The sequence below is a fragment of the Parasphingopyxis sp. genome, from assembly GCF_028279465.1.
GTDB lineage: Bacteria > Pseudomonadota > Alphaproteobacteria > Sphingomonadales > Sphingomonadaceae > Parasphingopyxis.
Genome location: NZ_JANQNS010000013.1, coordinates 30,452 through 43,477, shown reverse-complemented (window position 1 = coordinate 43,477; position 13,026 = coordinate 30,452). Strand labels below are relative to the sequence as shown.

Annotated in this window: 15 protein-coding genes and 1 pseudogene; 10 read left to right on the top strand and 6 right to left on the bottom strand. The window is 63.9% G+C overall.

What is annotated here, in order from left to right:
* Nucleotides 1–120 precede the first annotated feature (120 nt).
* Nucleotides 121–1,326, bottom strand: a complete 1,206-nt coding sequence (gene nhaA / locus Q0974_RS06860) for a Na+/H+ antiporter NhaA (RefSeq protein ID WP_299324168.1) — start codon at nt 1,324–1,326, stop codon at nt 121–123.
* A 125-nt stretch (nt 1,327–1,451) separates the two neighbouring features.
* Nucleotides 1,452–1,628, bottom strand: a complete 177-nt coding sequence (locus Q0974_RS06855; RefSeq protein ID WP_299324167.1) for a YdcH family protein — start codon at nt 1,626–1,628, stop codon at nt 1,452–1,454.
* Between the two features lie 111 nt (nt 1,629–1,739).
* On the opposite strand from Q0974_RS06855, the gene Q0974_RS06850 reads away from it, so the two are divergent.
* From Q0974_RS06850 to Q0974_RS06825, 6 genes are all read left to right on the top strand, one after another.
* Nucleotides 1,740–2,642 (top strand): LysR substrate-binding domain-containing protein, encoded by a 903-nt coding sequence (locus tag Q0974_RS06850; protein ID WP_299324166.1) that lies wholly within the window; start codon nt 1,740–1,742, stop codon nt 2,640–2,642.
* A 130-nt stretch (nt 2,643–2,772) separates the two neighbouring features.
* Nucleotides 2,773–3,750: a calcium/sodium antiporter gene (locus Q0974_RS06845; protein WP_299324164.1), complete on the top strand. Its 978-nt coding sequence runs from the start codon at nt 2,773–2,775 to the stop codon at nt 3,748–3,750.
* A gap of 2 nt (nt 3,751–3,752) precedes the next feature.
* Nucleotides 3,753–4,529: an ion transporter gene (locus tag Q0974_RS06840; protein ID WP_299324163.1), complete on the top strand. Its 777-nt coding sequence runs from the start codon at nt 3,753–3,755 to the stop codon at nt 4,527–4,529.
* 109 nt (nt 4,530–4,638) lie between these two features.
* Nucleotides 4,639–5,157, top strand: a complete 519-nt coding sequence (locus tag Q0974_RS06835; RefSeq protein ID WP_299324161.1) for a dTDP-4-dehydrorhamnose 3,5-epimerase family protein — start codon at nt 4,639–4,641, stop codon at nt 5,155–5,157.
* Complete coding sequence (locus tag Q0974_RS06830; protein ID WP_299324159.1) at nt 5,154–6,065, top strand: Gfo/Idh/MocA family oxidoreductase; 912 nt, start codon at nt 5,154–5,156, stop codon at nt 6,063–6,065. The genes Q0974_RS06835 and Q0974_RS06830 overlap by 4 nt, the downstream gene beginning before the upstream one ends.
* Before the next feature lie 7 nt (nt 6,066–6,072).
* The gene (locus Q0974_RS06825; RefSeq protein ID WP_299324156.1) at nt 6,073–6,870 is read left to right on the top strand and encodes a glycosyltransferase; all 798 of its coding nucleotides are present in this window, start codon (nt 6,073–6,075) and stop codon (nt 6,868–6,870) included.
* Here the strand turns inward: Q0974_RS06825 and Q0974_RS06820 are convergent.
* Both Q0974_RS06820 and Q0974_RS06815 read right to left on the bottom strand, forming a co-directional pair.
* Nucleotides 6,867–8,423, bottom strand: coding sequence for a glycine betaine ABC transporter substrate-binding protein (locus Q0974_RS06820; protein WP_299324154.1), 1,557 nt, complete (start codon nt 8,421–8,423; stop codon nt 6,867–6,869). The genes Q0974_RS06825 and Q0974_RS06820 overlap by 4 nt on opposite strands.
* A complete protein-coding gene (locus Q0974_RS06815; protein ID WP_299324151.1) occupies nt 8,420–9,196 on the bottom strand; it encodes an ATP-binding cassette domain-containing protein in 777 nt (258 codons plus the stop codon). The genes Q0974_RS06820 and Q0974_RS06815 overlap by 4 nt, the downstream gene beginning before the upstream one ends.
* A 127-nt stretch (nt 9,197–9,323) precedes the next feature.
* On the opposite strand from Q0974_RS06815, the gene Q0974_RS06810 reads away from it, so the two are divergent.
* Nucleotides 9,324–10,118 (top strand): SDR family oxidoreductase, encoded by a 795-nt coding sequence (locus Q0974_RS06810; RefSeq protein WP_299324148.1) that lies wholly within the window; start codon nt 9,324–9,326, stop codon nt 10,116–10,118.
* Nucleotides 10,119–10,392: 274 nt separating this feature from the next.
* Here the strand turns inward: Q0974_RS06810 and Q0974_RS06805 are convergent.
* Nucleotides 10,393–10,686 (bottom strand): annotated as a pseudogene (locus tag Q0974_RS06805) (4a-hydroxytetrahydrobiopterin dehydratase); the annotation flags it as partial.
* 53 nt (nt 10,687–10,739) lie between these two features.
* Here Q0974_RS06805 and Q0974_RS06800 point away from each other — a divergent pair.
* From Q0974_RS06800 to Q0974_RS06790, 3 genes are read left to right on the top strand one after another with little or no spacing between them, the layout of a single operon-like run.
* The gene (locus Q0974_RS06800; protein ID WP_299324146.1) at nt 10,740–11,150 is read left to right on the top strand and encodes a metallopeptidase family protein; all 411 of its coding nucleotides are present in this window, start codon (nt 10,740–10,742) and stop codon (nt 11,148–11,150) included.
* Complete coding sequence (ccmA, locus tag Q0974_RS06795) at nt 11,147–11,731, top strand: heme ABC exporter ATP-binding protein CcmA (protein ID WP_299324144.1); 585 nt, start codon at nt 11,147–11,149, stop codon at nt 11,729–11,731. The genes Q0974_RS06800 and ccmA overlap by 4 nt, the downstream gene beginning before the upstream one ends.
* On the top strand, nt 11,728–12,375 hold the full coding sequence (locus Q0974_RS06790; RefSeq protein WP_299324143.1) for a heme exporter protein CcmB: 648 nt from the start codon (nt 11,728–11,730) through the stop codon (nt 12,373–12,375). Before ccmA ends, Q0974_RS06790 begins: the two co-directional genes overlap by 4 nt.
* Before the next feature lie 231 nt (nt 12,376–12,606).
* On the opposite strand, the gene Q0974_RS06785 is transcribed toward Q0974_RS06790, so the two are convergent.
* The gene (locus Q0974_RS06785) at nt 12,607–12,972 is read right to left on the bottom strand and encodes a hypothetical protein (protein ID WP_299324141.1); all 366 of its coding nucleotides are present in this window, start codon (nt 12,970–12,972) and stop codon (nt 12,607–12,609) included.
* Nucleotides 12,973–13,026 lie beyond the last annotated feature (54 nt).

Below are 13,026 nucleotides of genomic sequence, written 5' to 3'. Positions count from 1 at the left end.
GCGGCAGTTATTGCGCCCGCTACCGCCCGGCCGCGCGCCAGTTTCAGGAGCGCGGCATCGGCACCAATCATATCGGCTTTCGCCTCGTCTATACGGCCGCCGCCGATTGAGGCATGCCGATCAGGCGGGCGCGGCCTGCGCGGACGCAGTCTCGCTTTGCTTGCTGCCCGAGATACGCAGCAGGAAATAACCCAGCAGCCCGGAGATCAGCGAGCCGACGATCACGCCGAGCTTCACCTGCTCCATCTGGGCGCCATCGCCAAAGGCCAGCGTGCCGATAAACAGGCTCATCGTGAAGCCGATACCGGCGAGACAGGCGAGGCCGTAAAGCTGCACCCAGGAAATCTCCTCGGGTTTCTTCACGATGCCGGTCGCGTTCGCGACGAAGGCGAAGCCGAAGATGCCGATCTGTTTGCCGATCAGGAGGCCGAGCGCGATACCGAGCGGCAGCGGCGCCATCAGATCGGCGATGCTGATCCCCGCGAGGCTGACCCCAGCATTGGCGAAGGCGAAAACCGGCAGCACGAGGAACGCGACCCAGGGGTGAAGCTGATGCTCGAGATGTTTGAGCGGGGAATGCCCGTCCTTGCCGCCGCTCAGCGGGATGGCAAGCGCGGCGACGACACCGGCAAGCGTCGCATGGACGCCCGACTTGAGCACGCAGACCCAGAGGATGATCGCGATCAGGATATAGGGTGCGATACGCACAACGCCGAACCGGTTGAGCAGGAACAGCGCAACGACGGCGACTGCGCCGAGCATCAGCGCCATCATCGACAGGTTCGACGTGTAGAACAGAGCGATGATCAGGATTGCGCCGATATCGTCGATGATCGCAATCGCCAGCAGCAGCACCTTGAGCGCCACCGGCACGCGGCTGCCGAGCAACGCAAGCACGCCGAGCGCGAAAGCGATGTCGGTCGCCGCCGGAATAGCCCAACCATCGAGATTTTCGGGAATGCCCCAGTTGATCGCGACGAAAACCAGCGCCGGGATCGCCATACCGCCGATGGCCGCGACGATCGGCAGGCCGGCTTTGTCCATCGACGATAACTCGCCATCGAGTATCTCGCGCTTCACCTCCAGGCCGATGAGGAAGAAGAAGATCGCCATCAGGCCGTCATTGACCCAGAGGAACAGCGGTTTCGCGATCTCCAGCGCGCCTGCGCGCACCTCTACCGGCGTCTGCCACAGACCGGCATAGATATCCGCCAGCGGCGAATTGACGACGATCATTGCGAGGATCGCTGCGGCGAACAGGAAATAACCGCCCGTCGTTTCCTGGGCGAGAAATTCCTTAATGGCCGGGCGCAGTTGATCGATCATCGAAACTCTCTTCGGTTTGTGCGAATCTGACGGTCATGTGTGGACGCGGAGCGCCCAAATAGAAAGGGGTGGCGCGCCGTTAGAGGGGGCATCGGCGCGCCACCCAGGGAGGGAACAGGAGACTGTTACGCGGCGGGGCGCGAGCCGGCGTTATGCAAGCCCTGAATCTCATCCTTTATGGCAAGCCGCATCCTTTTGAGATGCGCGATGTCGGGAGAATGGTCACGTACCGAACGGCTGGCGTCGATCCGCGCATCCAGTGCGCGATGCCTTGCGGTCAAACTGTAAAACCGGCGTTTCATGGCGTTCTTCCTTATCATTACGCATATAACCTATGTCCGACGTTGCAATCGATCCAATCGAATGCTACTCACCTTAGTCATAGCATTTATCTATACAGGACTACCCAGGCCATGCCGACGCTTCGCCAGCTCGAATATCTCGTCGCGATCGCCGACAATCAGCATTTCGGACGCGCCGCCCAGGCCGTCCATGTCTCCCAGCCGACGCTGAGCCAGCAGCTCAGAACGCTGGAGGATCGGCTCGGCGTCGTGCTCGTCGAACGCGGCGCCCCGACCGCCGAACTGACCCCGATCGGCCGCGAGCTTGTCGAGCGCGCGCGCAAAATTCTCGTCGAAGTGCGCGAGCTCAGGGCGATGGCGCACCGGGCCGGTGAGAAGCTGGCCGGCACGCTGCGCTTCGGCGTCAGCCCGACGCTCGGTCCCTATCTGATGCCTTCCATCGTCGCGGCGCTTCACCGGCAGCAGCCCGATCTCAGGCTCTATATCCGCGAGGGCATTCCCGACGATCAGGCGATGGAACTCTCACGCGGCGCGCTCGACATGCTGCTCGGGCCGATGCCGATCGAGGGCCCGTCGCTCCATGTCGAACCCCTGTTCAGCGAGCGGCTCTATATGGTGGCCGCCGCCGATCATCCGCTATCGGCGCGCACGACCGTCACCCGCGCCGATCTCGCCGGCGAGACCGTGCTCAGCCTCGATCGCCGCCACAGCTTTCACCGCCAGGTCACGGCGATCTGCAGCGAACTCAACCTCGAACTGCTCAGCGATTATGAAGGCACGAGCCTCGACAGCCTGCGCCAGATGACGGGATCGGGCCTCGGGCTTTCGATCCTGCCCGAATTCTATATCCAGTCGGAAGTCGGCGGCCAGGCCGGCGTCAAGGTCCTCAATGTCGATGATTGGACGGCGAACCGCGCGATCGCCGCCAGCTGGCGCGAGGGCGCGGCCTATGCGCCCGCCTATCGCGCGATCGCCGAGCATATCCAGGCCGAGGCCCGGTCGCAGCTCGCATAACTATGTCCGGCAAGAATCGAAAAAGCCTATCGGCCCCAAGCGCGATATTCTATAGACCGGGCCTGTAACGGGTTCACCGGCCCACTACATCGCCCAGCTAAAAACCGCATCACCGGGATATTTCACGTTCATGCTCATTCTCTTGGCCATTGTCGGCGGCTTGATCCTGTTGATCGTCGGCGGTGAGGTGCTGGTCCGGGGCGCCGTCGGCGTGGCGGAACGCGCCGGCGTCGCGCCACTGATCGTCGGGATCGTGATCCTCGGCTTCGGCACATCGATGCCCGAACTCGTAACGAGCCTGGAAGCCACGCTCGCCGGGGCGCCGGGCATCGCCTGGGGTAATGTCGTCGGCTCGAACATCGCCAATACGCTGCTCATCCTGGGCGCGGCGGCTTTGGTGGCGCCGTTTACCGTGACGGGCCGGGCCGTAACCCGCGATGCCGGCGTGGCGCTCGGCGCGACGGCGCTGCTTGTCGGGCTCGCGACCTTCGGCTGGGTCAATATCGCCACCGGCGTGCTGCTGCTCATGCTGCTCGTCACCTATATCGTCATGGCCTATTTTCACGAGAAATCGCATGCCGACGATCATGGTGCGGCCTATGACAGGAGCGCAGCCTTCGAGGGCGCCGATCCGCGCATCCACGAGGTATTCAACGGTTGGGGCAAACCCATCCTCTTCACCGTCCTCGGCCTTGCCGGGGTGATCATGGGCGGCCGTTTCCTCGTCATGGGGTCGATCGATCTCGCGCGCATCGCGGGCCTTTCCGAAGCCGTGATCGGCCTCACCATCGTCGCCATCGGCACATCTCTGCCCGAACTCGTCACCTCGGTCATGGCGGCGCTGCGCAAGGAGGGCGAGATCGCCTTCGGCAATGTGGTCGGGTCGAACATCTACAATATCCTCGGCATCGGCGGCGTTACGGCGATCGCCGCCAATGGCGGTGTGCCGGCGTCTTTCGTCACGCTGGATCTGCCCTTGCTGCTCGGCATCGCCGTCGGGCTGATGGTGCTGCTCTGGGTCAGCCGGCATCTCGGCCGGATCACGGGCGGCCTGATGCTCCTTGCCTATTTCGGCTATATCGCCTGGCTGCTGCTCGGCCACGGATAGCCATGATCGATCGGCTCCAACGGATCGTCGAATCGCCGCGGTTCACCGCCGCGATAATGACCGTCATCATCATCAACGCGATCGTGATCGGGCTCGAAACCGTGCCGAGCCTGCAAGCGAATTATGGCGGTCTGTTGAGCATGCTCGACACCGTGGCCATCGCGATCTTCGTCGCGGAGATCGTCGCCAAGCTGATCGTCTATCGCCACCGCTTCTTTACGAGCGGCTGGAACGTGTTCGATCTCGTGATCGTCGCCGCCGCGCTCGTGCCTGCCAGCCGGGAATTTTCCGTGCTGCGCGCGCTGCGCATCCTGCGCGTGCTGCGGCTCATATCGATCATTCCGAAAATGCGGCAGGTCGTGCAGGGGCTATTGTCGGCGATCCCGGCCATGGGCTCGGTCATTCTGCTGCTGATCCTGATCTTCTACATCTTCTCGGTCATGGCGACCAAATTGTTCGGCGAACGCTTCCCCGAATGGTTCGGGTCGATCGGCGCCTCGCTCTATTCGCTGTTCCAGATCATGACGCTCGAAAGCTGGTCGATGGGCATCGTGCGGCCCGTGATGGAGGTCTATCCGATGGCCTGGACATTCTTCGTGCCGTTTATCCTCATCACCTCCTTCGTCGTGCTCAACCTGTTCATCGCTATCATCGTCAATGCGATGCATGAGAGCCAGGAGGAAGCCGAGACCGCCGAGCGCGACGCGATCATGGATGAGATCAAATCGCTCCACGCCAAGATCGACCGGATCGCCGAACGCGAACGGAACACCAGCTAGATCGGCGTCCCGGCAGCCGGGCCTGACCAAAAGTGCAGTTCGGTTTCCGACTATGACATGATAGGTTTTGTAAATGCTCAACGCTCAAGATTTGGCCGACTCGGACGATATGCCCATCGCAGGTCTGAAGTGCCGCGCGCTGACGACGCACATGGATAGCCGGGGAGAGCTGACCGAGATTTTCCGTGAATCCTGGCAGCTCGGCAAGATACCCCCCAAGCAATGGAATATGGTGCGCTCCGTGCCGAATGTGCTGCGCGGCGTGCATCTCCATGGACGGCATGAAGATTCGCTGACCGTCATCGAAGGCGAGCTTTTGCTCGGTCTGCAGGACTTACGGCCCGATTCCGATACGCACGGCACAGCGATCCTGTTGACTATCGACGCGGGACGCCCGGCCATCGTCGGCATCCCTGTCGGGGTCGCCCATGGCTTCTATTTCCGCAAGCCCTCGATCCACGTCTATGGTGTCGACATCGCCTTTGACGGCACCGATGAATATGGCTGCCAATGGAATGACGAGGGGCTCTCCATCGACTGGCCCTGCACGGATCCGATCCTGTCCGAACGGGATCAGCAGGCCGGCACGCTGGACGAAATGATCGACGCCGCCGGATTTGCCGAATGAGCGATGTCGTCATCGGCCTCGTCGGTTGCGGGCGCTGGGGGAAACTGGTTCTGCGCGATCTGATCGCCTGCGGGGCACGCGTCCATGTCGCCTGCCGCAATCCGGCACATCGCGGCATCGCCGAGGAAACCGGCGCCGCGTCCATCGTCGATCACTGGCAAGACCTGCCCGAGGTGGACGGCTATGTCGTGGTGACACCAACCAAGACCCATTCCGAGATCGTGCTCGCACTCATGCCATTCGGTAAACCGATCTTCGTCGAAAAGCCGATGACGGCCGATGTCGCGGGCGCGCGGAAGATACGCGAAGCCGATACCGGCAAAGTCTTTGTCATGGACAAATGGCGCTACCATTCCGGCGTCGAAGCGATGCGCGCCGAGATCGCGGCCGGGACGATCGGAACGCTGCTCGGGCTGCGCTTCCAGCGCTGGAGCAGCGGGCATAGCTATGCCGACGTCTCGCCCTTCTGGATTCTCGCGCCGCATGACCTGTCCATAGCCGATCATATCCTCGGCACAGTGCCACCATTGGACAGCGCGGAGGCGATCGTCGCGGCGCAGCCCGATCTGGGCTGCACGGCGGTACTCAAAACGGAAGGCGGACCGACGGTGACGCTCGATATCGGCGTCTGCAGCGCCGAACATCTGCGCCGGGTCACCGCAATCGGCGAACAGGGCATCTTGGAATTACGCGGCGGTTATGACACCAGCCTGTTCGTCCGCCGCAATCCCGTTGCAGCGCCGGGCGGCGACGTCGAAACGATCGCATTTGCCGATACCATGCCGTTGCTCACCGAAATTCAGGGCTTTGTGGATCATATCAAAGGCGGTCCGCCGCCGCTTGCGGGTGCGGAAAAAGGATGCATCATCGTGGAGCGGCTTGCCGAAATCGACGCGATGGTCGGCTAGCGGGCCCATGGCAACCGAGCAGACTGCACCGGTCTTCACGATATTGCTGCCGATCCACCGGCCGCCGCACATGCTGCCCATCGCCGTCGAAAGCGTATTGGCGCAGCATGAACAATCCTTCGAGCTATTCATCCTGTGCGACGGCGCGCCCGCAGCCACCGTGACGAAGGCCGAAGAGCTGGCGCAGACCGACGCCCGGATAGCGGTACGCGCCTTTCCGAAAGGCGAACGCCATGGCGAGGCCTATCGCGGGCAGATCATAGAGCAGGAAAGCCGCGGCCGGTTCATCTGCCAGATCGCCGACGATGATATGTGGATGCCCGATTTTCTCGCCCAGATGCGCCGGCTGCTCGCCCATGCGGATTTCGGCAATCTGCTGCAGGTGCTCGCCGAACCCGATGGCCGCTTTCTCACCTATGGCTTCGATCTGGGACATGAAAAGACGCGGACCCGCATGCTCGAAAAGCGCTTCAACTTTTTCGGGCCATCGGCCTGCGGCTATCGCCGGACGGCCTATCATCGGCTCGAAGAGGGCTGGTCGCCAGCGCCCGAAGACATTTGGACCGACCTGTTCATGTGGCGGAAATTTCTGCGCCTCGACGGCATCCGATGCGCCACGCGGCACGAGATCGGCGTGATCACCATGCCGACGCCCTATCGCCTGCAAATGTCTTTGGAGGAGCGGGCGGCCGAGAATCGCGCGATGCTGACACGGGTACAGGACCGCCGCCAACGCGACGATCTGGTTCAGGCGATACGGCGCGATGCCGCGCGGGAATATTTCCACCTGCGATTTCCGGGCTAGGGCACAATCCCGGTTTCGCGCTCGAGCCAGGCGGCGGCTTCGGCGGGACTCGCTTTGTCCGCGTCGCGATCGACCATGTAATTGGCCTCGCGCATCGCCTCGACGGGAATTGCATCGAGCAGCGGTTCGAGCGCGGCGATAAAGCGATCTTCGCCGACCCGCCCGGGCGCGACCATCAGCACCGCATCATAGTTGGGGATCGCGCCGCGCGGATCGGTGAGCACGAAGAGATTGCTCGCCGCAATCCGCCCGTCCGACGAAAAGGCCGTGATGACGTCCGCGCGCCCACTTTCGACGGCCCGGTACATGAAGGTCGGCTGGTAGGACTGGGCGTCTTCGAACGCGAGGCCGTAGGCATCACGGATCGTCGCCCATTCGGGGCGGTTCAGAAATTCGACATCGGTGCCCATGGTCAGCCGCGGCGCGACGGCGGCAAGATCGCCCAGGCTCTCCATTTCGTAGCGCCGGGCCGTTTCCTGGGTGACGGCGAAGGCATAGGTATTCTCGAAGCCGAGCCGCCCGAGCAGCAGCGCGCCGCGCGTATCGGCCGCCCAATCGCTGAGCTCGGCCAGCATCTCGTCGCGCGGCGGATTGTCCGTGCGCCGCATCGCATTGGTCCATAACGTGCCCGTATATTCGACATAGACATCGACATCGCCGCTCGCGAGTGCCTCGAACGCGACCGCCGAGCCGAGCCCATCGCGATAGCGCACCGTATAACCCGCCGCCTCGAGCCGGTTACCGATCAGGCGCGCGAGAATATATTGCTCGCTGAACCCCTTGGCGCCGATCGTCACGACATCGTCGCGCGATCCGCTCGCCGCGAACGGCGCCAGCGCCAGCACGACGCCGGCGGCCAGCGCGATCAGCCCGCCCCCGATCCGCCAGCGGCTGCGCTGCGCGATCCCCGCTTCGATAAGGCCGAGCAGCGCGTCCGCGGTCAGCGCCAGCGCCGCCGCCGCGAGGCAGCCGACAAGCACGAGCGTCCAGTTCTGCGTCTGGAGCCCGGCAAAGATCATATCGCCAAGGCTCGACTGGCCGACCGTCGTCGAGAGCGTCGCGGCCCCGATCGTCCAGACCGTCGCCGTGCGGATACCGGCCATCACGACCGGCGCGGCGAGCGGCGCTTCGACGAGCCGCAACTTCTGCCGCCGCGTCATCCCGACGCCATCAGCGGCCTCGATAATCGCCGGATCGATCCCGACAATACCGGTCACCGCATTGCGCAGGATCGGCAGCACGGCGTAGAGCGCCAGCGCCAGCAACGCCGGCAGAAAACCGAGCGCCGGCAGCGCAAGCCCAACCGGCGCGAACAGCGAATTGAGCGCGAGCAACAGCGGATAGAAAAGCGCCAGCAAGGCGAGTCCGGGTATGGTCTGCACCAGACTCGCCGCGCCAAGCGCGATCCGCCGCAAGCGCAGGTTGCGCGACGCACCCACAGCCAGCGGCAGCGCGACTGCGAGCCCGAGCAACAGCGCCGCCGCTGATAGCAGAACATGATCGGCGAGCAGCAGTGGCACCTGTTCCAGTGCTTCCTGAAGACGGGGATTCACGCCCCCTCCTCCAGCCGCCGGAGCTTCGCCATCTGCCCCTTGGGCACGGCGATCAGCGCGCTCGCTTCCTCGCCCCCCTCGCCCGCCAGCAGGGCCTGGGGCGAGCAATCGGCGACGATGCGGCCGGCGCTCATCACAAGGATACGGTCGGCGATCAGCAACGCTTCGGCCATATCGTGCGTCACCATGATCGTCGTCAGGCCGAGTTCGTCATGCAGCGCGCGATAGGCCTCGCCGAGCTGATCGCGGGTTACCGGATCGAGCGCGCCGAACGGTTCGTCCATCAGCATCAAGCCCGGCTCTCCGGCTAGAGCGCGCGCCACCCCGACCCGTTGCTGCTGCCCGCCCGACAATTCGCTCGGCAGGCGGTCGGCGACCTCCTCGGGCAGGCCGACCAGATCGAGCAGTTCGGGCACCTGGTTGACGGTTTCGTTTACACCGATACGGGGAATGATCATGATATTCTCCGCAACCGTCATATGCGGAAATAATCCAATATTCTGAAAGACATAGCCGATATGCCGGCGCAGATCGGCCGGGTCCTGCCCGTCAACGGGTTCGCCGCCGATCGAGACGCTCCCGGCGCTCGGTTCGACGAGCCGGTTGATCGTCTTGAGCAACGTCGATTTGCCCGACCCCGATTCGCCGACCAGCGCGACGAATAAGCCGCCCGCAATCTCCAGATCGAGCGCGGCGACGGCGAAGCTGGCCCCGTCATCGAAACTCTTGGCTATGCCGTCAAAGCGGACCGCCGGGCCGTTCTTCCTCTCCATCGCGCGCGAGCATCGCGGCCTTGGCACCATGGGTCAACAGGCGGTGCGGTAGCGCGCGGGAGAAATTATTTGCACCGGGCGGCCCGAGCCGCTGTAAGGTACGCATAAAAACGGGCGAGGCAGACATATGACCACACAGAGTATTTTCATCACCGGCGCGGCGTCGGGCATCGGGCGCGCGGTCGCGCACTATTTCGGCGAGCGCGGCTGGTTTGTCGGCCTGGCCGATATCAACGATGCGGGGATGGAAGAGACCGCGGCCGGGATGCAGCAGGGCCAGTTTTCGATCCATCATCTCGACGTGACCGACCGCGCGCAGTGGAAACAGGTCATCGAAGCGTTCGGCGAGCGCACGGGCGGACGGATGGACGTGCTCTTCAACAATGCTGGCATCGGTATCGGCGGGCCGCTGCAGGAAATGTCCGACGAAGATATCGACAAGACGATCGCGATCAATTTCACCGGCGTGATCGACGGGACGCGCGCGGCGTTCGAGATGCTGCGCAACACGCCCGACAGCTGCGTCCTCAACACGAGCTCGGCGGCGGGCATCTACGGCGCCGCGGGCCTCGTCGTGTATAGCGGCACCAAATTCGCGGTCCGCGCGCTGACCGAGGGGCTCGATATCGAGTTCCGCCCCTATGGCATCCGGGTGCGCGACCTGATGCCGAGCTTCATCGAAACGCCGATCCTCGATGGCCCGCTCACCGGCGGCAACAGCTCGGTGCGCGACATGATCGCCGACGCGGGGCTGGAGATCACACCGGTCAGCGAAGTCGCCGAAGCCGCCTGGATTGCCGTCCATGGCGAGAAGGTCCACACGACGGTCGGCAAGACGGCGAAGAAACTCGCCTTCGCCGCGCGCTGGACCCCGAACCGGCTGCGCAAAAGCCTCGGCATGGCGCGGACGGTGGAGGATTGAGGCAGAACGCTTGTCATTCCCGCGCACGCGGGAAACTAACACCGGCCGTTCGATACAATCGGAATATTACTAGTGAGCATTTCAACTATAGTAATATTGATACTTGTTTCATCCTTCATAGCGTGGAATCTTCTTATTATTTACTATGAAGCTCAGTTTATAAGAGATGGCCGTCGATACTTATGGTCCATCTTAGCAAGATTGACCGTATGTGGCTTGTGCGTCTGGCTGATTGCAAAAATCCTGATCTAGCTATCCCTGAAATAGGGGCAACCTACCCTGCAAAGCCCTCCATCGCCTTGGCCATCTCCACATCCTTCTCGCTCAGCCCATCGGCATCATGCGTCGTCAGGGTCACATCGACCTTGTTGTAGACGTTGAACCATTCGGGATGGTGGTCCATTTTTTCCGCGAGCAGCGCGGCGCGGCTCATAAAGGCGAAGGCTTCGCTGAAATCGGCGAATTCGAAGCGTTTCGATATCGCGTCGCACTCCGCATCATGGTCCCAGCCGTCCAGCGCCGCCAGGGCCGCGGTCCGCTCGCTATCGCTCAGTCTCTCGGTCATCGCCTTCGTCCTTCCGTCTCTTCCCTTGTTCCGCCCGGCATCCTATCTGCCGCACTATGCGGTTCGACGAAAGCCTTTCCGACCCCATTCCCGACGCCGACGCGATGGAGGCGATGGCGCGGCGCTCGATGGAGAGCCTGCCGGCCGAGTTTCGCGAGCAGATGGGCAATGTCGTGCTGCGCGTCGAGGAATATGCCGATCCGGAATCGCTGAAAGCCGTCGGCCTCACCCATCCGATGGAGCTGTCCGGCCTTTATACGGGCCGGCCGATCGGCGAGAAGAGCATCTCCGACCCGAGCGACCTGCCCGACATGATCCATCTCTACCGCCAGCCGATCCTGGCCGAGGCGGCCGATCGCGGGATCAGCATCGAGCGGCTCGTCCATCATGTGCTGATCCACGAAGTCGGCCATCATTTCGGCCTGTCGGACGACGACATGCACGCGCTGGAAGACGAAGCGGATTGAGCGCCCGGCTGTCCCTTGAGGCATTGGGCTGTGTGCGCGGCGACCGGCTGCTGTTTTCGGGGCTGGACCTCACTTTGGACGCGGGCGGCGCGGCGCTGGTGACCGGGCCGAACGGCGCGGGGAAGACGAGCCTTTTGCGGCTGATCGCCGGGCTGCTGCGGCCGGAGGCCGGGCGCGTCGAGATGGACGGCCGGCTCGCGTTCGGCGCTATCGAGCCCGCGCTGGACCGCGAATTGCCGCTCGAACGGGCTCTGCTCTACTGGGCGCGGATCGATGGCGGGGGCGCGGCGGAGGTTGCGACCGGGCTGGCGGCGATGGGCCTGGCGCCGCTCGCCGAAGTGCCCATACGGATGCTCTCGACCGGCCAGTTGAAGCGTGCGGGGCTCGCGCGCGTCATCGGCAGCGGCGCGGAGATCTGGCTGCTCGACGAACCGGCCAATGGCCTCGACACCGAAGCGCGCGGGCGGCTGGAAAGCGCCATCGCAGACCATCGCGCAAGCGGCGGGATCGTTATCGCCGCGACCCATCAGCCACTGGCCTTGCCCGACGCGGTAGAGATGACGATTGGAGCGGCCGGATGAGCGCGCTCTTCGCCATCGCGCGCCGCGATCTGCGGCGCAGCTTTACCGGCTCGGGCTGGCTATTGCCGCTGATCTTCTTCCTGCTCGTCGCAACGCTCTTTCCCTTCGCCATCGGCCCCGATCCGACAGTGCTCGGCCGGGTCGGCGGCGGGGCGCTGTGGACGGCGGCGCTTCTCGCCGCGCTGATGCCCATCGACCGGCTGATCGCGCCGGACCGCGATGCGGGCGTTCTCGATCAATATGCGGTGCGCGGGATCAGCGAGGAAGTCGTCGCGGTCGCCAAGATCGGCGCGCACTGGATCGGCTTCGGCCCGCCGCTGATGCTGGCTGCGCTGCCGGCTTCGGCGATGCTCAACATGGACATGGATGGCCTCTTGAAGCTGGAGGCGGGTCTCGCGCTCGGCAGTCTCGGCCTTGCCGCGCTGGCGGTGACGGTGAGCGCGCTGGTCGCGGGCCTGCAGAGCGGCGGGGCGCTGGCGGGGCTGCTGATGCTGCCGCTGGCGGTGCCGGTGCTGATCTTCGGCGCCGGGGCGCTCGACGACCTGCAGCGGGGGGCTTTTGCGTTGCTCGGCGCGGCGGCGTTGCTGCTGGTGGCGGTAGCGCCGTTTGCGACGGGCGCGGCGATCCGCGCCATGCGGGATTAGGAGCTTTTTGTCAGACTCGACCTAACGGTCGAGCGCGGCAGGTTTTTTCGTCAGAATTTTTCCTGCGCGGAAAAATCGCGGCACCAGCCCACTCCCCCTCCCGACCTCCCACAGGGTACACTCATGGGAGGTCGGGAGGGGGAGTGGGCTGGTGCCGCGACATTGCGAGAGCAATGTTCTGACAAATAAACCCCGCTGCCGCGATTTCCCGATAGGGAAATTCTGACAAACTCAATCGCCGGCGCGTGTCGCCGCTCCGCCGCGAAGATCGTTCGCCCGGACCAGTCCCTCAAACTCATAATCGAGCGGCCCATAATCGCGGATCACGCGGTGCGTCGCGACGCTGCCGGTCAGCCCCTCCAGATCGTAACCGAGCGCCAGATAGTCGGGCGTGCGATTGTAGAGCAGGCTGCTGACATCATAGGCGATCTGGGGGCCACGCGGTTCGGGCTCTGGCGTTGGCGGGAGAAGCGGGGTCGGCGGCGGCGCAGCCTCCGGGATGCCGGTGAGGTTGCCGAGGATATAGGGCAGCTGCTGGGCGGCCAGCGGCGACGTGGCGCAGAGCAGCGCTGCGGCGAAAACGACTCGGGTAACCATCGGTTAACCATGAACGGGGACCGCGATCTTGTGGAGTCCGGCGGGCCGCCTGTC

Excerpts from the sequence above, each read along its gene's own strand:
- Q0974_RS06815 (WP_299324151.1), bottom strand. The coding sequence starts at position 9,196 with ATGGAGAGGAAGAACGGCCCGGCGGTCCGCTTTGACGGCATAGCCAAG.
- Q0974_RS06810 (WP_299324148.1), top strand. The coding sequence starts at position 9,324 with ATGACCACACAGAGTATTTTCATCACCGGCGCGGCGTCGGGCATCGGG.
- Q0974_RS06840 (WP_299324163.1), top strand. The coding sequence starts at position 3,753 with ATGATCGATCGGCTCCAACGGATCGTCGAATCGCCGCGGTTCACCGCC.
- Q0974_RS06825 (WP_299324156.1), top strand. The coding sequence starts at position 6,073 with ATGGCAACCGAGCAGACTGCACCGGTCTTCACGATATTGCTGCCGATC.
- Q0974_RS06855 (WP_299324167.1), bottom strand. The coding sequence starts at position 1,628 with ATGAAACGCCGGTTTTACAGTTTGACCGCAAGGCATCGCGCACTGGAT.
- Q0974_RS06830 (WP_299324159.1), top strand. The coding sequence starts at position 5,154 with ATGAGCGATGTCGTCATCGGCCTCGTCGGTTGCGGGCGCTGGGGGAAA.
- nhaA (WP_299324168.1), bottom strand. The coding sequence starts at position 1,326 with ATGATCGATCAACTGCGCCCGGCCATTAAGGAATTTCTCGCCCAGGAA.
- Q0974_RS06785 (WP_299324141.1), bottom strand. The coding sequence starts at position 12,972 with ATGGTTACCCGAGTCGTTTTCGCCGCAGCGCTGCTCTGCGCCACGTCG.
- Q0974_RS06790 (WP_299324143.1), top strand. The coding sequence starts at position 11,728 with ATGAGCGCGCTCTTCGCCATCGCGCGCCGCGATCTGCGGCGCAGCTTT.
- Q0974_RS06845 (WP_299324164.1), top strand. The coding sequence starts at position 2,773 with ATGCTCATTCTCTTGGCCATTGTCGGCGGCTTGATCCTGTTGATCGTC.
- Q0974_RS06835 (WP_299324161.1), top strand. The coding sequence starts at position 4,639 with ATGCCCATCGCAGGTCTGAAGTGCCGCGCGCTGACGACGCACATGGAT.
- Q0974_RS06850 (WP_299324166.1), top strand. The coding sequence starts at position 1,740 with ATGCCGACGCTTCGCCAGCTCGAATATCTCGTCGCGATCGCCGACAAT.
- Q0974_RS06800 (WP_299324146.1), top strand. The coding sequence starts at position 10,740 with ATGCGGTTCGACGAAAGCCTTTCCGACCCCATTCCCGACGCCGACGCG.